This is a genomic window from Campylobacter hepaticus, from assembly GCF_001687475.2.
GTDB classification, from domain to species: Bacteria; Campylobacterota; Campylobacteria; order Campylobacterales; family Campylobacteraceae; genus Campylobacter_D; species Campylobacter_D hepaticus.
The window spans coordinates 1,112,945-1,130,484 of sequence record NZ_CP031611.1; the positions used below are offsets into that span (position 1 = coordinate 1,112,945).

The following is a 17,540-nucleotide window of genomic DNA, read 5'->3' on the forward strand; positions in this document are numbered from 1 at the left end:
ATTTATACCTTTTCTAACCAAAAACTCCCTGTATGTAAATTTGCAAAAGCAGTTTTTAAACTTGTAAAAAGTTTAGGGTATTCTTTTTCTAACTTTGCCAAAATTTGTTTACTTTCTTCTCTTGCATGCGGAAATTTTACATTTCTCTCGCTTAATTTCATACCAGGACAAAATTCATTACCTATAACGCTAAGCTCATTGTGCATAGCATTATCCCTAAGTTGTCTTTCACGTACAAAAATTAAAGGACGTATAACAATTACACCGCGTTTACTTTGATAAATAGGCGCTAAAGTTCTTAAAGCTCCATTATGGATAAAATTCATAAAAAAACTCTCTGCTGCATCATCTAAATGATGAGCAAGAGCAAGTTTATTAAAACCTTTTTCAAGTGCATAAGTATATAAAGCTCCACGACGCATTCTTGAAAAATAACTACAAAAACTAGAATTTTTCCTTATAGTATCACCTGAAATTTCATAAATATTAGAATCAAGAATAGTATGTTTAATACCATGTTCTTTACAATGTAAATGAAGATGAGAATAATCTTCTCCCATACCATAACTTAAAGTTAAAGCTTCAAACTCAAATTTAAAAGGAGCATGAGCTTGCATACGTTTTAAAAGATGTGCTAAGGCTAATGAATCTTTTCCTCCACTAAGTCCTAATAAAACACGGTCACCCTCTTGAATGAGTTTGAATTTAGCATTAGCTTGTGTGACTTGCCGTATAAGTTTTTTACTAAGATTTATCATAATTTATCGCACATTTTAAGAATAAAATTAGCTGAAATCTTAGCAGAATTAATTACAAATTCATCAAAATCAAATTCTGCTTTTTCTCCTGCTTTATCACTCATAGCTCTTAAAATAAAACAAGGTATTTTTAAAGCATCACAAACCAAAGCTACACTTGCCCCTTCCATTTCACAAGCATCAGCATTAAAAATTTTTCTAATTTTAGCTTTTTTTGCTTCATCGCAAATAAATTCATCGCCTGTAGCAATGATACCTGCACGAAGTTTTATTTTTAATTCTTGAGCAACTTCCAAAGCAAGAGTATTTAATTTTTCATCTGTTTTGATAAAAATTTCGTTACCTGGGACAAAACCCAATGGATGACCAAAAGCAGTAATATCAAGATCATATTGAACTAATTGAGTTGCATAAAGCAAATCACCAATTTCAAGTTCAGGATTAAAAGCTCCTGCAACACCTGTGAAAAGTAAAATCTGTGCACCAAATTTTTCTATCATCACACTAGCGCTTAAAGTAGAATTAACCTTACCTATTTTAGAATAAGCTAAAATAAGTTCATGATTTTTATATTGAGCAAAATAATAAGTATTATTTGCATATTCTATTTTAGTATAATCTTTAAGTATCTCAAGTAAAGGATCAATCTCTTCACTCATCGCACCTAAAATTGCTATTTTCATAATACAGCCTTTAAAAATTTATCAATATCACTCATATTTGTTAAAGCATAGGTTTCTTTTAAACTGATTTTTTTATTTAAACCTTTAAGCACACTAGCACCAAACTCAACAAAATAATCTATTTCATTTTCACAAGTTTTAATACTTTGTTTATAAAGAACAGGAGAAACAAGTTGTGCTTTTAATAAGGCAAGGGCTTCTTTTTTATTTGAATAAGCTTTAGCGTTTACATTTGATAATACAGTTTTAAAATCCTCCTTTAAAACTTTCTCAAGCTCAACAAACAATTTATTAGAAGCATTTTCCAAAAGCGGGCAATGACTTGCCACGCTCATATTTAAAAGCATAACTCTTTTAGCTCCTGCGTTTTTAAACATATTTTCACAATCTGCTAAATCAGATTTTAAGCCTGCTATAACAATTTGTCCATCACAATTATAATTTGCAGGAAAAATTTGTTTATTCTCTTTTCTAGCTTTTTGACAAAGTTCTTCTATAAGAATATCATCAAGTCCTAAAATCACCATCATACCTGCTTGAATTTTAGCACAATCTTCTTGCATAAAAAAGCCTCTTTTGTTTACCAAAGAAAGAACCTCTAAAAAGCTAAAAGCATCGCTTACTGCTAAAGCTGAAAATTCTCCTAAAGAATGTCCTAATGCTAATTTAAAAGATAAATCGGGTACATTTTCTAATACAACACTATAAGCCATTAAAGAATTTAAAACTATAGCAGGTTGGGTAAATTCACTTTGATTAAGCTTATCATTTTCTTCAAAAAGCAAGTATTTGAAATCAATTTTGCAAAAATCACTTGCATTTTCAAGCAATTGTTTAGCTTTTACAGAATTTTCATAAAAATCTTTCCCCATGCCAAAATTTTGAGATCCTTGACCAGGGAATATAAATGCAGCATTGATTAATGACAACCACAACCTCCGCCACAACAACCACCGTGTCCATGATCATGATTATGTCCACTTTGACAACCACAACTATTAGATCCTGCAATAATACCTGTTAAAATTTCATCCTCACTAGCTTTTCTAACATCTACAATATTTAAAGAAAAAAGTAAATCACATCCTGCATAAGGATGATTATAATCAATCGTTACATCTTTTTCACCAACTTCTTTTACAGTCACACGCACTGTTTCACCATTTTCACCTTCACCAAAAAGTTCCATTCCAATTTTTAAATCAATTCCTGCAAATTGTTCTTTTGGTAAAGTTTGTACAGCATTTTCATCATACTCACCCAAACCTTTTTCTTTTTTAATCACAATATCAGCATTACTTGGACAATCAAGCTTCATCACTTCTTCTTCTAAACTTTCTAAAATTTGACCCTTGCCCAAAATAAAAGAAATAGGTTGAGAATAAAGATTTGATTCCAAAACTTCATTAGTATTCGCATTTTTTAATTCATAATACATTGAAACTACACTATTTTTTGCTATAGCCATTTTTATCTCCTTAATTTATTTTCTATTAGGCGAATCTTTTGCTTCAGGTGAATTAGGATAATTATTTTTTAAAGCTTTATAAAAACTATTTGCTGTTTTAATATCACCTATTTTATCTAATGAAATAGCAGTATGATATAAAAGCTTTGGAAAATAATCCCCCTTAGTACTTAAAGAAGAACTCTTTTTATAATAAAGTATTGCATTATTATAATTTTTCTTCTTATATTCTATCTCACCTAGCCAAAAATTTGCTCTTGCAGGTTTATAATGTTGTTTTTCTATAAGAAAATTTAATTTTACTTTAGCATACTCAAAAGCATTTTGTTTAATATCTTTTATTGCTAATTCTAAAATTTCATTGTTATTTTTATTTTTCCAAGTATCATCAATTTGTTTTGTTTCATTTTCTTTTATACTATCTTTATTATTACTAGCATTAAAATCTTGCTTTATAGGTATAGAAGAATTATTTGAAATACTTAAATTATTATCATTTAATTCATTTTTAGAAAGATTATTAACATTCATAGTACTTACTAAAGAACTAAGTTCACTTAAAATTTTTTTTACTTGCTTATTATTAGCTTCTTGAATTTTTCTACTTTCTTCAACATAATTTTTTAATCTTTGAATTTCTGCACTTAAATTATTTTCTATATTTTGATTGCTTTCTTCAAGTTGCATTAATCGAATATTTGATTTAGCATATTGAGAATTTACTCCTTCTAAAGTACTTTGTAAACCCTCTATCCTTTGGTCTATTTCATTAATTTTAGCATTGAACTGTATATTTTCATTACTTAAACTATCTAATTTTTCTTTAAAAAATTTTTCATTCGAAGTTAGACCATAAGAAGAATTGCTACTTATATCTCCTGCATCAAAAGCAGAATTTTCTGCATAAACTAAAGTAGCCCAAAAAAGAGCTACCAAAAATATTTCTTTCATCAATTATCTTGATAATTTAAATTCAGCACGACGATTTTGAGCATCGCAAGCTTTAGTTTTTTCTGTACACACAGGATTGGTTTCTCCATAACTTTTTACTGCAATTCTATCGGCATTTACACCTTTAGCAACCAAAGCTTCTTTTACCGCTTTAGCTCTTTTTAAACCCAAAGCTTGGTTATATTCATCAGTTCCCCATTCATCGCAATTTCCTTCAACGGTAATACTAACACCGCTTACTTCTGTATTAAAAATATCAGCATTTGTAGCAATAACACCTTGCATATCAGAACGAATATTAAATTTATCAAAATCAAAATAAACTTTATTTAAAGTATCATTAAGTTGAGAAATTTTAGAATCAATATCCCAGCCATCAATTCCACCTGAACCACGACTTGAATCAACACTACTATCGCTACTTACACTAGTGCTTTTTGTACTACAACCGCTAATAAGAACTGCAAGAACTGCAATTGAAGTAAAAAGAATTTTTTTCATTTACGACCTTTCAAAGTTAATAAATTCTTACTATTATATCTAAATTTTAATTAATTTATACCTAAAATATAAATTTTACCAATCAATTGATTGAATCTTACCAACTCTAAGAGGAAAGTAAAAAGCTTTATTGGCATTAACACGAATAATACCTAAAGCACTTTGTGAGCCAAGATATTTAATAAATACTATACTCCCACCATCACTTGAAAATCTTGGGAATAAATTTTTTCCATTTGCGGTTAGCTGACGTATATAATCATTATGGATTGACATTAAATAAATATTAAAAACACCAACTTGATTTGGTTCACGACTTGAGTAAACCAAAAAATTTTTATAGGTTGAAACAGCTGAATTATTTCTACCATGAAAAACAACTTGTTCAATTTTATTATTATTTAAATCTTGCATAAAAATATTTGGATATCCTAAACGATCGCTAACAAAGACTATTTTACTATCATCTAAACCTATAAAATTTCCATTAACATCAATACCAGAATAAGTAGTTAATTGTGTTAAATTTTTAGTATTTAAATCATATAAATATATATCAGGCTGATCCTTTGGTGCCATAGTAATTAGTAATTTAGTACCATCTGAATTAACATCACTTGCTACAACCATACCTCCACTTGATAAAATCTTATTAGCTTTATTTGTCGTTAAATCATAAGAATATAAAGTTGGTTTATTATGATCATAAGCTGTATAATAAAACAAAGTTTGCTCCTTATTTCCCCATTTTGGAAATAAATTAAGCCCACCATCAATAATAACTTTTTGATAAGTTAAAGTATAATCAGCCATAATAATTTGACTTTTTTTAGAACTAGAATTTCTTGCAATAAGAATTTTATGATCCATCCACTCAACAGGAGATAATCCTATAACATTTACAAAATCCTTAACACTTTTATGGGCTAAAAAAGGATATTGTTCTAAGCCACTTAAAGTATAGGTTTGTTCTGATTTATTAGAAGTTCCCACTTTAATGCTAACATTTAAATTCAAAACATGACCATTTTTACTCAAATCATACTCAAAAGTATAATTACTTGCCTCAATTGCATTATCAACAATTTCAAAATTAGAACTCACCTTTAAATCATTGATAATAATATTATAAAAACTTTTTTTCAAATCCGCATCATTTAAATTAGAATTGTCTTTAACAATAATTTTTGGCAAAACAACACCAGAATTAACAATATCAATAATGGGATCTTCAGCCCAAAGACTTCCTAAGAAGACTAAAAAAATTAGTAATTTTTTTTTCATTTTTTCTCCTAATCACTTTTAACTTTTATTTCATCTCTTAAATTCATTATAATATTTATTTTATTGTTTTGAGGAGGATAAGCAATAAATTTACCTTTTTGATTTTCTAAAAATTCAGCTACTTTAGCATCATATAAAGGATTTCCACTTTTTTCAACAGAAGTATAACCAAAATTTCCATTTTCATCAATAAAAATTTGCACTTTAACAGAAATTTTCTCACTATTTGGATAATACTGAGTCCATCTTTGAGTAATAATACGTACAATTTTTCCTAAAAATTCATCATATACTCCTTTTTTTTTAAGCTTTATATTTTCACTTTGCACCAAACTTTCTTCTTGAAGCAAATTATCATTAAGTTGCTTAATAAGTTCAGAAGCTTGTGGACTTAAAGATTTTGGAATATCAGATTTAGCACTAGATTGAATTTTTGTTGTTTTTTCCTCTTGTATCTCTTTAATATTTCCAAAAAGTTCATCAAAATTACTTGCTTTTTGATCCATATCTTGAGTTTTTACCATCTTATTTGTAGTTTGGGCAAAAAGTTTTTCTATATCAACTTCATTTAAAGGTTTTTGTATTTGTTTAGAAACACTTTGTTGAGTAAAAGGCTTTGCAAGTTCAATATCTATGAAACTATCTTTAGTATCAGTATACTGTGTTAGTACTTGAACTTCATTTATTAATTTAAAAAAAACAAAAATAACTATACAAAAATAAATTACTAAAGCAAGTAAAAATGAGTTAAAATTACTTAAACCATAATGTTTCATGATTACTCAGTCTGTAAGGCAACTTTATTAAACCCTAAATTTTTAACACTTCTTAAAACTGAAATTACATCATCATATTTTAAACTTTTATCAGCACGTATATAAACTGGATTTTGAGTATCAAAGTATGCCTTTCTTTGAGCAAGATTATCAGTAAAACTTATAAAATCATATTTTTCTTGATTTAAAAAAATTTCTCTTTTTGCGTTAATACTAATAATTAAACTTTTAACAGTAGGTGAACTAGTATTTTTTTGACTACCTTGAGGAAGATTAATCTTTTCTTCATAAGTAATGCTTGGAGCTGTTACCATTAAAATAGCTAACAATACAAGCATAATATCTACTAAAGGTGTGATATTTAATTCAGGCTTTTCATCATCAAATGGCATAATTAAAACCTTATTTTTGAGAACTTAAAATTTTAATCTCACTATCAATAATACTTAAAACCTCAAAAGCTTTTCTTTTGACAATAAGATGAAATGTATAGGCAGGAATAGCCACTAAAATACCGCAAGCCGTCGCAACCAAAGCTTCACTAATTTTAGGAGCAATAATACCTAAAGAATTTTGTGATCCTAGTCCGCTAAAAGTTTCAAGTATAGAAATAATTGTACCAAAAAGACCTATAAAAGGCGAAGTAGAAGCGATAATACTTAACCAAGTAAGCCCTATAGAAGCACGACGATTTGCTAAATTTTTATAAATTTCTAAATGAGATGGGGCTGTATTAGTACATTTTCTTAAAATAGAATCTGTATGATTTAAATCTTTTTCACCCAAATGTAAAACTTTTAAACTTTCTTTTTCTTTATTTTTCCAAGCAGCCAAATAAGTTAACCTAGCAAATAAAATACTAAAAGTTAAAATAAAATATAAAGAAAGCCATAATAAAACTATATAAGTAATAGCACTTGAACCATTAAAAAGATCAAATATAGCCTGAAAATTCATCAACGTATCCTTGCATTATCAAGTTTTGAAAAAGCTGCTGCTAAAGCTGTATTATCAGAACTTATAGATTTAATTAAATCTTTAGCTTGAGCGAGATTTTTTTCTATCTCGCTTTCACTATCTCCACAAATACAAACTGCACCCTTTGCTAAAACAGAAATTTTATCCTCATCCACCTTAGCATGTCCCGCATCAATAGCAATTAATTCGTGTTTTAAATCAGCTTTTTCAATATCAATAACTCCAGATTTTAAAGAAGATATTAAAGCAGCATGTCCTTTTAGTACGCCAAATTCTCCTTCACTACCTGGCAAAGTGACAGATTTGACTTCTCCTTGATAGATTAAACCCATGGGTGTAATTAATTCAAAATTAATCAAATCATTCATTAATCAACCTTTTAATTTATCAGCTTTTGCAATAACTTCATCTATATTACCCACCATATAAAAAGCATTTTCTGGTAAATGATCATATTTACCTTCTAAAATCCCTTTAAAACCTGCTATAGTATCTTCAAGACTAATATATTTTCCAGGACTACCTGTAAAAACTTCAGCAACGAAAAAAGGTTGAGAAAGGAATTTTTCTATTTTCCTCGCTCTTTCAACTGTTATTTTATCTTCTTCACTAAGCTCATCCATACCTAAAATAGCAATAATATCTTGCAAATCTTTATATTTTTGAAGCACTGATTGTACACCACGTGCTACTTGGTAATGTTCTTGACCAATAATATTTGGATCAAGCATTCTTGAAGTAGAATCAAGCGGATCAACTGCAGGATAAATACCTTTTTCAGCAATAGCTCTATTTAAAACCGTTGTAGCGTCCAAATGTGCAAAAACAGTTGCTGGAGCTGGATCAGTTAAATCATCCGCTGGAACATAAACAGCTTGAACTGAAGTAATTGATCCTTTTTTAGTTGAAGTAATTCTTTCTTGAAATTTACCCATTTCACTAGCTAAAGTTGGCTGATAACCAACAGCTGAAGGAATTCTTCCTAAAAGAGCTGACATTTCAGAACCTGATTGAGAAAATCTAAAAATATTATCAATAAACATTAATACATCAAGACCCATTTCATCTCTAAAATATTCTGCCATTGTAAGGCCTGTTAAAGCAATACGATTTCTTGCTCCTGGTGGTTCATTCATTTGTCCATAACATAAAGCAACTTTATCTAAAACATTGCTTTCTTTCATTTCATTATAAAGATCATTTCCTTCACGTGTTCTTTCACCAACACCTGCAAATACTGAATAACCACTATGTTTAAAAGCAACATTATGAATAAGCTCCATAATAATAACTGTTTTTCCCACACCTGCACCACCAAAAAGTCCTACTTTTCCACCTTTTGCATAAGGAGCAAGCAAATCTACAACTTTAATTCCCGTTTCAAAAATTTCACTTTTTGTACTTTGATCTTCAAAAGCTGGAGGATCTCTATGAATTACCCATTTTTCATCAAAAACTATATCTTCACCCTCATCAATCAACTCACCTGTAACATTAAAAATTCTTCCTAAAACTTTTTTTCCAACAGGAACACTAATAGGATTTCCTAAAGCTTCAGCCTTTAAACCTCTAACTAAACCATCTGTCATATCCATAGCAATAGTTCTAACTCTATTATCTCCTAAATGGGCTGCTACTTCTAAAACAAGTTTATGTTTTTTTCCCTCACTCTCAAAATTGACAACGATTGCTTCATTAATTTGAGGTAAATAGTCATTAAAGTCTACATCAACTACTGGACCTAATACCTGTGAAATAAATCCTTGCATTATTTATCTTCTCCTTAAATTTACTATTTCATTGATTCAACACCACTGATAATTTCAATAAGCTCAGTAGTAATGGATTCTTGTCTAGCTTTATTATAAGCTAAATTTAATTGTTTAACTCTTGCTTTAGCATTATTTGTAGCATTATCCATAGCTTGCATTCTCGCACTATGTTCTGCTGCTAAAGAATCAATTAAAGCATAATACATATTATATTCAAAATACGTTTTCATTAAATCTTGCAAAAGTTCATTTTCTTCAGGTTCTAATTCTAAAAGAGAATTATGAACCTCTTTAATGCTTTTTGGCTCAACTGGAATAAGATGATTAATCTTAAGTTCTTGTGTAATCATATTTTTATAACCATTATGCACTAAAATCACTTCATCTGTTTTTTGATTTAAAAAATCTTCTACAGCAGCATCAATTATTGCACATGCCTTTTCATAATCTGGACTAGAACTAAGATGAAAATATTTTTCTAATAATTCAATTTTTTGAAAATTAAAATATTCAATTCCTGTTTTACCTATAGCTCTAAGACGAACAGTTATATTCTTTGCTTGACACTCACTTAATAAATCATTAATAGCTTTCAAAGTTTTAATATTAAAACCACCACATAAACCTTTATCTGCTGTAATAAATATTAAATCTATAGTTTTAATTTGCTCTTTTTTATGAAATAAACTCAATCGAGAATCTTGCTCATTATGAATGATTTTATTAACTTGAAACGAAATTTCACTCAAAATCTCATCAATTTTTTGCGCATAAATTTTAGATCTTTTAGCTGCTTCTTCTGCTTTTTTAAGCTTAGCAGTAGAGACTAATTTCATAGCATTGGTTGTTTTTTGAGTATTATAAACACTTTTAATTTTTCTTTTAATTTCTTTTAAATTAGACATAAAAGACCTTATAAATGATTTGCTTTAAACTCATTAATGGTTTTAGCTAATTTTTCTTCTAATTCAGAATCTAAAGCTTTTTTAGAACGAATTTGTTCAAAAATATCTGGATATTTCGCTTCAATAAAAGGATAAATTCCTTCTTCAAATTCTCTAATTTTCGAAATTTCAATATCATCTAAGAAACCTTTAGTTCCCGCAAAAATTAAAACTATTTGTTTTTCAACACTAAGAGGAGAATAAGGAGCTTGTTTTAAAATTTCAACCATTCTTTGACCACGCTCAAGTTGTTTTCTACTTGTCTCATCTAAATCACTTGCAAATTGTGCAAAAGCCTGAAGTTCTCTATATTGAGCAAGATCAAGTCTTAAGGTTCCTGAAACTTGTTTTGTAGCTTTAATTTGAGCAGCTCCACCAACACGAGATACTGATAAACCAACATTAATAGCTGGACGAATACCCGAATTAAATAAATCAGTTTCTAAAAAAATTTGTCCATCTGTAATAGAAATAACATTAGTTGGAATATAAGCAGAAACATCTCCTGCTTGAGTTTCAATAATTGGCAAAGCTGTCAATGAACCTGCTCCTAATTCATCATTTAATTTACTAGCCCTTTCTAAAAGTCTTGAATGAAGATAAAAAACATCACCTGGGTAAGCTTCTCTACCTGGAGGACGACGCAAAATTAAAGACATTTCACGATAAGCTACAGCATGTTTACTTAAATCATCATAAACAATTAAAGCATGTTTTGCATTATCTCTAAAAAACTCTCCCATAGTTACACCAGTATAAGGCGCTAAATACTGCAATGCAGCAGGATCTGAAGCACTGGCATTTACAACAATGGTATACTCCATAGCACCATGTTCTTCAAGTTTTTTAACAACTTGTGCTACTGTACTTTGTTTTTGTCCTATAGCAACATATATACAAATAACACCTTGACCCTTTTGAGATATAATAGTGTCAATTGCAACAGTTGTTTTTCCTGTTTGTCTATCACCGATAATAAGCTCTCTTTGACCACGGCCAATTGGCACAAGTGCATCAATAGCTTTTATACCCGTATGTAGAGGTTCATGAACACTTTTTCTTGCCATAATACCTTTTGCCTTTTCTTCAACAAAACGATATTCATTAGCATGAATAGCACCTTTAGCATCAATTGGATCTCCTAAAGCATTTACAACACGACCGATTAAAGTTTCTCCAACTGGAACTTTAAGTAATTTTTTAAGTCTTTTTACACAAATCCCTTCTTTTAAACCTTCGCCCTTGCCAAGTATTACAATACCTACGCTTGATTCTTCAAGATTTAAAGCCATTCCTTTATCGCCATTTTCAAATTCTACCATTTCACCAGCCATAATATTTTTAAGGCCATAAACTTTAGCAACACCATCAGCTACAGAAATAATTTTTCCAGTTTCTTCGATTTCAAGATTAAAATCAAAATTTTCAATTTTTTCTTTAATTATTGAACTGATTTCATCAGCTTTAAATTTCATTTACTTTTTCTCCTTAGATAATTTTCAATATATATTCATTTAACTTATTTTGCAGAGCTTTCATAGAAAAAGAAAGTTCATAACCTAATTCTTCTAATTCTATTTTTATACCATCATTTTGAGTTATTTTATTGATTAATTTAATATTAGTATTAAATTTTTTACTTAGTTTTATTTCAAGATCTTTAAGATTTTCTTCATTTATATTTTCTCTAGAATAAATTACACCCATAAACATATTTTCTTTAATAGCTTTCTCTCTTTCAAGCTCTTTAACAATATAGGGAATATATTCTAATCTCGAGTTATAAACTAAAAGTTTCAAAAAATTTTCAAAATTAGAATTTTTTACTTCAAAAAAAGAAATAAGCAATTCTAATTTTTTTATTTTATTAATTTGATTAGATTCTATTATATTTTTGAATTGAGTTAAAGCAAAAACAGAATTTATAATACATAAATTATGATAAAATTCATCTATATCTGATCTTGAAATTATAGCCTTAGCATATCTTCTTGCAATTAATTTTTCCATATTTTAAGATACCTTTTTCATCATAAGATCTAAAATTTCATTTTGTTTTAATGTCATTTTTGGATCAATAAAAATTTCATTTAAAATATCTGATACTAATTCTTTTTCCATTTTTCTAAGTTCATAATCTTTTTGTTCTTCAAAATGTTTTTGAAGTAAATTTAACTCATCTTGAGTTTCTTTTTTAATATTCTCAACTAAAATCTCTGCTTCTTTTTTTGCAATAACTAAAGCTGCAGCAGAATTTGCTTTAGCCTCTTCAAGTTTTTTCATTGTTTCTAATTTTTTAGCCTTACTTTCTAAAAGTTTTTTTTGAATTTCGTCAAGCTTAAAAGAAATCTTTAAAATACGATTCTTATAAAAATTTTTAAACGGGGTTGCTGCAAAATAATATAATATAGCAATAAAAATTAAAAAATTAATAGTTCTTGGAATAATATCATATTCTCCACTACCACTTGATGCGCCAAAAGCATATAAAGGAAGTGAAAATATAAGATAATATAACTTGTTCATCTTTCTCCTTAAATTTTCTTTATATTAGTTTTTAAAAGTTCCTTAAATTCAGGTAAATGTATTTTTAAATTTTCCCTTAATTCTTCTTTTTGTGAGCTTAATTCTGTATAAAAACTAAGCATTTTCCTTTCTAGTTCTTCTTTTTTACTTCTAATAATTTGTTCTGCTTCTTCTTTAGCAGCTATGATAGCAGCTTGTTTGATTTTATAAATCTCTTCTTTAGTATTAGTGTGAATTAATTCTAATTGATTATTAACATCTAAAACTTCTTGAGAATTTTCTTTTACCTTGTCTTCGTCATTTTTTATAGAATCATTTCTTTCATCCATAAATTTTAAAAGTGGTTTATACAGCATACTATTTAAAATGATTATCATAGCCAAAAAAATACCCATAGTAGCAAGCATTATAGAAGGATGCATATCTTCAAACATAATTCTCCTTAAAAAATTTTTGAAGAATTATTTTACAATAAAAAAACTAAGACTTTGGTTAAAGCTTTTCAAGCATTTTAATTAATTTCTGGATTTTATCAATATTTTCTAAATGAATTATAAAATCACTATTCTTATTTTTAGAACTAAAACCAAAACGGCTTAATATCTGTTTTAATTTTTGCATCTCATTTTCGAATTCTTGATCAAGAAGATTTTCATTATTTTTTATTTTTTTAACAATTTTCTCAGTATCTCTAACATTAAGTTTTTGCCCTATTATACTATCAACTAAAGTTTTTTCATGTTTTTTATCTAAACCTACTAAAACTTTAGCATGGCCTTGTGAAATTTTTCCCAAAGCTATTAATTCTTGGGTTTTAAGATCTAAATTTAAAAGTCTTAAAGTATTTGTTATTTGAGTACGAGATTTATGAATAAGTTTTGCTAGGTTTTCTTGAGTAATCTTATAAACTTGCATTAAATCTTTATAAGAATTAGCAAGCTCAATAGGATTTAAATTTTCTCTTTGTATATTTTCAATTAAAGCTAATTCTCTAAGCTTATTTTCATCAACATCAGCTACAAAAGCTAAAATTTCTTTTTTTTCAAGAAATTTAACTGCTCTTAAACGACGTTCTCCAGCAACTAAAATAAATCCATCATTTTTTTTCAACACAATAATAGGTTGTATAAGCCCAAATTCTTTAATAGAATTAGCAAGCTCCTCTAAAGCTTCTTGATTAAAATTTTTTCTTGGTTGAAAAGGATTGGGTGTAATTTTATTAACTTCTATCATAATACTTTGATTTTTATCAAAACCTAATTCCTTACTATATACACTATCCATATCACTAATTAAAGTACTTAAACTTTTATTTTTATTTAACCCCATTTACTTATCCTAAAATAGAATACGCTAAATTTTGGTAAGCTAAAGAACCAGGTGATTTAATATCATAAAGTATAATAGGCTTACCAAAACTTGGGCTTTCAGCAAGCTTTACATTACGAGGGATAACAATAAAATCATTTTCATTGCCATTAATAGTAAAAAGTTGTTTTTTAAAATTTTGCTTTAAATCATCCACAACATCTTTAGATAAATTATTTTGGGAACTATACATTGTAGGTAAAAATCCACGAACTCTAAGTCTAGGATTAAGAGTTTTTTTTATGATCTTAATAGTATTTAAAACCATAGCCACTCCTTCAAGTGCATAAAATTCACATTGTATAGGAATAATAACACTATCGCTTGCTGCAAAAGCATTAATAGTAATACTACCAAGGGCAGGAGGAGAATCAATAATAATAAAATCATATTCATCCATTACTTCTTGAATTTGATTTTTAAGCAACATTTTTTTTTCATTATTTTCCCCTTTAGCAAGTTCTTGCTCTATACCTACAAGACCTATATTAGATGGGGCTAAATGAAGTTGTGATAATTCCGTTTTTAAAATAATATCTGATAATTTTTTTCTTCCTATAAAAACATGATAAATATTATATTCATAATTATTACGATTAAAACCAAGTCCTGTAGTAGCATTAGCTTGAGGATCCACATCAATTAAAAGTACTTTTTTTTCTGCTACCGCCAAAGAAGCTGCTAAATTGACAGCTGTAGTTGTTTTACCAACTCCACCTTTTTGATTAGCTATTGTAATAATTTCACTCATCTTAAACTATACACCCTTTTATCGCCTAATAAAATTGAACCATCTTCGTACAAAAAAGAATCTTCAAGTGAAAAAACTTTATCTTTATAATGGACGCTGAATTTTCTTGATTTTTCAAATTCTAACATATACTTGCTAAAAATATTCTTCCATAAAATTTTTTTTTCTACTTTTTCTAAAAACTCATATATCAAATTTTCAAGAGGAATTTTTATATCGCATAAAGCTGCATTTTCAGGAGCAAATTTAAGATTAAAACCTATGCCTCCTATAATAAAATTTGCAATTTTAGCACTTATAACCCCTCCTACTTTTTTATCATTTAAATAGAGATCATTAGGCCATTTAAGCCAAATTTTAGAACCTTTTTCTTGTAAAATTTCTTTAAATAAATAAGCAAAATAAATACTTATAGAAACCAAAGGTAAATCTTTAGGTAAATCTTTTTTTTTAATACAAAAAGAAAGATGTAAATTTCCTTTTGAACTTTGCCAAAAATTATTTCTACTTCCAACTCCATCATTTTGTTCTAAAGCATAAATAGCACAATTTTGAGTAATTTTACCCTTACGAATTTGCTCACATAAAAAAATATGTGTTGAATCCATATTTTTAACACAAATAATCTGCACTTTTAAGCCTTTTGCCATTTAAATAAGTTCTACCATCAAGAGCTTTTTTTCCACTTTCTTGAATTTTTTTAACACGTATTATTCCTTGTTTACAAGAAAGTAAAAAACTTTCCTTTTCAAGTGTTAAAATTTGACCCATTTGAAGATTTTTTTCAAATTCATCCACAAGATCAAGTTCTAAAAATTTCAAACCGTTTTCTAAAAAAATTCCAGGCCAAGGTGTAAAAGCTAAATATTTTTGATATACTTCTCTTGCATTTTCTAAATTAACAAGCCCATCTTCCTTTTTAATTTTTTTACAAAGTGTTGCTAAATTTTCATCTTGCTTTATAGGAATGATTTTATCAAAATTTAAAAGAGTGGTAAGTATAAGTTTTGCAGCCAAATGAGCTAAAAGTTCAAAAACTTCAATAGAATTTTTATCTTTTATATTGCATTCTATACTCTCAAGAACATCACCCGTATCAAGACCTTCTTGCATTAACATGGTACATACCCCACTTTTGTCATCTTTATTTAAAATAGCACTTTGAATAGGACTAGCACCACGATATTTTGGAAGCAAAGAAGCATGCAAATTAATACAAGGAGCAATATCTAAAATGGCCTTAGGTAAAATTTTTCCATAAGCAGCAACTACGATAAAATCAGGATTTAGATTTTTAATTAAACACACAATATTTTCATCTTGTAAAGAACTAGGTGTAAAAATAGGAATATTAGGACAATGTTGGCTTAAAAAAGCTTTAGTATGACTTGGGCTTATCGTTTGCTTTCTACCTACAGTCTTATCAGGTTGAGTAAAAAGAGCTAAAAGTTCAAAATTATCATTTTCTACAAGTGCTTTTAAAATACAAGTTGCATAAAATGGTGTTCCCATAAAAATAATTTTTTTCATTTCATCGCTTTTACATAAATTAAAAAAATAATCTAATAATTAAGTTAAATATTGAATTACGTATATATTATTTTAAGTAAAAATATTTTAATTTAATATAAAAATTTATATAAAATCTTTTGATTTTATTGCTTAATATTTTCTAATATTTTCTAATATTTTCCAAGAATAAAAAATTTAAATTCATTAAATCTTGCTTTTTAACACAAATATTAAAAGTATCATTTAATAATATTTTATTTATGCTTTTTTATTAATCAATATTTTAATTTTAAAAATTTTTTATACTTGTGTTAAATTAGAAAATCACTCTTTATTTTTTATATATAATTTAATCTTATCTTATTTATGTTTAAAAATGTAAAGTTTTTTATTTAAATTAACAAATTTACACATTTTAAATGAAAATATTTGTAATTATTTTTACTTTTTAATATAGAATGTAAATATGATTTTAAATATTAAAGGCAAAAATAATGAAAAACACAATAGATATTAATAGTGATATGGGTGAAAGTTTTGGTCCTTGGATTATTGGAGATGGAGTTGATGAACAAATCATGAAATATATAAGTAGTTGCAATATAGCAGCTGGATTTCATGCAGGCGACCCCAATATTATGAGAACTTCTGTAAAAAATGCTATTGAAAATAAAGTTAACATAGGGGTTCATCCTGGATATAGAGATCTAGTAGGTTTTGGTAGAAGACAAATTATTGCTAAAAATGAAGAATTAATTAATGATTGTATTTATCAATTAGGGGCCTTAAGAGAATTTATTAATTTAGAAGGCGGAAAATTATCACATTTTAAATTACATGGTTCATTATACATGTTTGCAGCCAAAGACAAAGAATTTTCTCAAATATTAGTTGATATTCTTCATAAAATTGATAATCAATTGCCTATTTTTTGTATGGATAAAAGCGCTCTTTATGAAGCAGCTCAACAAAAAGGACATCCTTGTGTCAAGGAATTTTATGGAGATAGAGAATATGCAGATGATGGAATGATTGTAATGGTAAGAAAAGCTCAAACTTATAATCCAAAAGAAGTTGCAAATAGGGTCTTAAAAGCTTGTAAAAGGACTTGTAAAAACTATAACAGGAAATGATATTTCAATTGATTTTGATTCAATTTGCATTCATAGTGATACTCCTGGAGCATTATCTTTAATCAAAGAAACCAAAGATATTTTAAAGAAAAATAATATCCAAGTAAAACCACCACAATTTAATTTTTAATTAAA

The 17,540-nt window shown here is 27.7% G+C and carries 21 protein-coding genes and 1 pseudogene; 1 reads left to right on the top strand and 21 read right to left on the bottom strand.

Annotated features, from left to right (window positions below; translation table 11 throughout):
* Positions 1-2 precede the first annotated feature (2 nt).
* From A2J15_RS05475 to fmt, 21 genes are all read right to left on the bottom strand, one after another.
* Positions 3-758: a tRNA 2-thiocytidine biosynthesis TtcA family protein gene (locus A2J15_RS05475; protein ID WP_066778518.1), complete on the bottom strand. Its 756-nt coding sequence runs from the start codon at positions 756-758 to the stop codon at positions 3-5.
* On the bottom strand, positions 755-1,444 hold the full coding sequence (locus tag A2J15_RS05480; RefSeq protein ID WP_143297961.1) for a 5'-methylthioadenosine/adenosylhomocysteine nucleosidase: 690 nt from the start codon (positions 1,442-1,444) through the stop codon (positions 755-757). The genes A2J15_RS05475 and A2J15_RS05480 overlap by 4 nt, the downstream gene beginning before the upstream one ends.
* Positions 1,438-2,361 carry an ACP S-malonyltransferase gene (gene fabD / locus A2J15_RS05485; RefSeq protein WP_066778639.1) on the bottom strand — a complete coding sequence of 308 codons (924 nt, stop codon included), beginning with the start codon at positions 2,359-2,361 and terminating at the stop codon, positions 1,438-1,440. Before fabD ends, A2J15_RS05480 begins: the two co-directional genes overlap by 7 nt.
* On the bottom strand, positions 2,361-2,909 hold the full coding sequence (locus A2J15_RS05490) for an FKBP-type peptidyl-prolyl cis-trans isomerase (RefSeq protein WP_066778514.1): 549 nt from the start codon (positions 2,907-2,909) through the stop codon (positions 2,361-2,363). The genes fabD and A2J15_RS05490 overlap by 1 nt, the downstream gene beginning before the upstream one ends.
* A gap of 15 nt (positions 2,910-2,924) precedes the next feature.
* Positions 2,925-3,860 carry a tetratricopeptide repeat protein gene (locus tag A2J15_RS05495; RefSeq protein ID WP_066778512.1) on the bottom strand — a complete coding sequence of 312 codons (936 nt, stop codon included), beginning with the start codon at positions 3,858-3,860 and terminating at the stop codon, positions 2,925-2,927.
* 3 nt (positions 3,861-3,863) lie between these two features.
* Positions 3,864-4,361, bottom strand: a complete 498-nt coding sequence (pal, locus tag A2J15_RS05500) for a peptidoglycan-associated lipoprotein Pal (protein WP_066778510.1) — start codon at positions 4,359-4,361, stop codon at positions 3,864-3,866.
* 75 nt (positions 4,362-4,436) lie between these two features.
* Positions 4,437-5,645 (bottom strand): Tol-Pal system protein TolB, encoded by a 1,209-nt coding sequence (gene tolB / locus A2J15_RS05505; protein ID WP_066778504.1) that lies wholly within the window; start codon positions 5,643-5,645, stop codon positions 4,437-4,439.
* Between the two features lie 8 nt (positions 5,646-5,653).
* Positions 5,654-6,421, bottom strand: coding sequence for a TonB C-terminal domain-containing protein (locus tag A2J15_RS05510; protein WP_066778498.1), 768 nt, complete (start codon positions 6,419-6,421; stop codon positions 5,654-5,656).
* A 2-nt stretch (positions 6,422-6,423) separates the two neighbouring features.
* Positions 6,424-6,813 carry an ExbD/TolR family protein gene (locus A2J15_RS05515; RefSeq protein ID WP_066778496.1) on the bottom strand — a complete coding sequence of 130 codons (390 nt, stop codon included), beginning with the start codon at positions 6,811-6,813 and terminating at the stop codon, positions 6,424-6,426.
* 10 nt (positions 6,814-6,823) lie between these two features.
* Positions 6,824-7,378, bottom strand: a complete 555-nt coding sequence (locus A2J15_RS05520; protein WP_066778494.1) for a MotA/TolQ/ExbB proton channel family protein — start codon at positions 7,376-7,378, stop codon at positions 6,824-6,826.
* Complete coding sequence (atpC, locus tag A2J15_RS05525) at positions 7,378-7,767, bottom strand: ATP synthase F1 subunit epsilon (RefSeq protein ID WP_066778492.1); 390 nt, start codon at positions 7,765-7,767, stop codon at positions 7,378-7,380. Before atpC ends, A2J15_RS05520 begins: the two co-directional genes overlap by 1 nt.
* Positions 7,768-7,770: 3 nt before the next feature.
* A complete protein-coding gene (atpD, locus tag A2J15_RS05530) occupies positions 7,771-9,168 on the bottom strand; it encodes a F0F1 ATP synthase subunit beta (RefSeq protein WP_066778490.1) in 1,398 nt (465 codons plus the stop codon).
* 23 nt (positions 9,169-9,191) lie between these two features.
* Entirely contained in the window at positions 9,192-10,076 is an 885-nt protein-coding gene (gene atpG, locus A2J15_RS05535; RefSeq protein WP_066778487.1) for an ATP synthase F1 subunit gamma, read from the bottom strand.
* Between the two features lie 8 nt (positions 10,077-10,084).
* Positions 10,085-11,590, bottom strand: coding sequence for a F0F1 ATP synthase subunit alpha (gene atpA, locus A2J15_RS05540; protein ID WP_066778485.1), 1,506 nt, complete (start codon positions 11,588-11,590; stop codon positions 10,085-10,087).
* Positions 11,591-11,603: 13 nt separating this feature from the next.
* Positions 11,604-12,125 carry a F0F1 ATP synthase subunit delta gene (locus tag A2J15_RS05545; protein WP_066778482.1) on the bottom strand — a complete coding sequence of 174 codons (522 nt, stop codon included), beginning with the start codon at positions 12,123-12,125 and terminating at the stop codon, positions 11,604-11,606.
* A 3-nt stretch (positions 12,126-12,128) separates the two neighbouring features.
* Positions 12,129-12,641 (bottom strand): F0F1 ATP synthase subunit B, encoded by a 513-nt coding sequence (locus tag A2J15_RS05550; protein WP_066778481.1) that lies wholly within the window; start codon positions 12,639-12,641, stop codon positions 12,129-12,131.
* 8 nt (positions 12,642-12,649) lie between these two features.
* Positions 12,650-13,075 (bottom strand): FoF1 ATP synthase subunit B', encoded by a 426-nt coding sequence (locus tag A2J15_RS05555; RefSeq protein WP_066778480.1) that lies wholly within the window; start codon positions 13,073-13,075, stop codon positions 12,650-12,652.
* Positions 13,076-13,133: 58 nt separating this feature from the next.
* Positions 13,134-13,970, bottom strand: a complete 837-nt coding sequence (locus A2J15_RS05560; protein ID WP_066778477.1) for a ParB/RepB/Spo0J family partition protein — start codon at positions 13,968-13,970, stop codon at positions 13,134-13,136.
* A 4-nt stretch (positions 13,971-13,974) separates the two neighbouring features.
* Positions 13,975-14,760, bottom strand: a complete 786-nt coding sequence (locus tag A2J15_RS05565; protein WP_066778469.1) for a ParA family protein — start codon at positions 14,758-14,760, stop codon at positions 13,975-13,977.
* Entirely contained in the window at positions 14,757-15,410 is a 654-nt protein-coding gene (locus A2J15_RS05570; RefSeq protein ID WP_066778467.1) for a biotin--[acetyl-CoA-carboxylase] ligase, read from the bottom strand. Before A2J15_RS05570 ends, A2J15_RS05565 begins: the two co-directional genes overlap by 4 nt.
* Complete coding sequence (gene fmt / locus A2J15_RS05575; protein WP_066778465.1) at positions 15,373-16,290, bottom strand: methionyl-tRNA formyltransferase; 918 nt, start codon at positions 16,288-16,290, stop codon at positions 15,373-15,375. Before fmt ends, A2J15_RS05570 begins: the two co-directional genes overlap by 38 nt.
* Positions 16,291-16,796: 506 nt before the next feature.
* On the opposite strand from fmt, the pseudogene pxpA reads away from it, so the two are divergent.
* Positions 16,797-17,535, top strand: a pseudogene (pxpA, locus tag A2J15_RS05580) (5-oxoprolinase subunit PxpA).
* Positions 17,536-17,540: the final 5 nt, after the last annotated feature.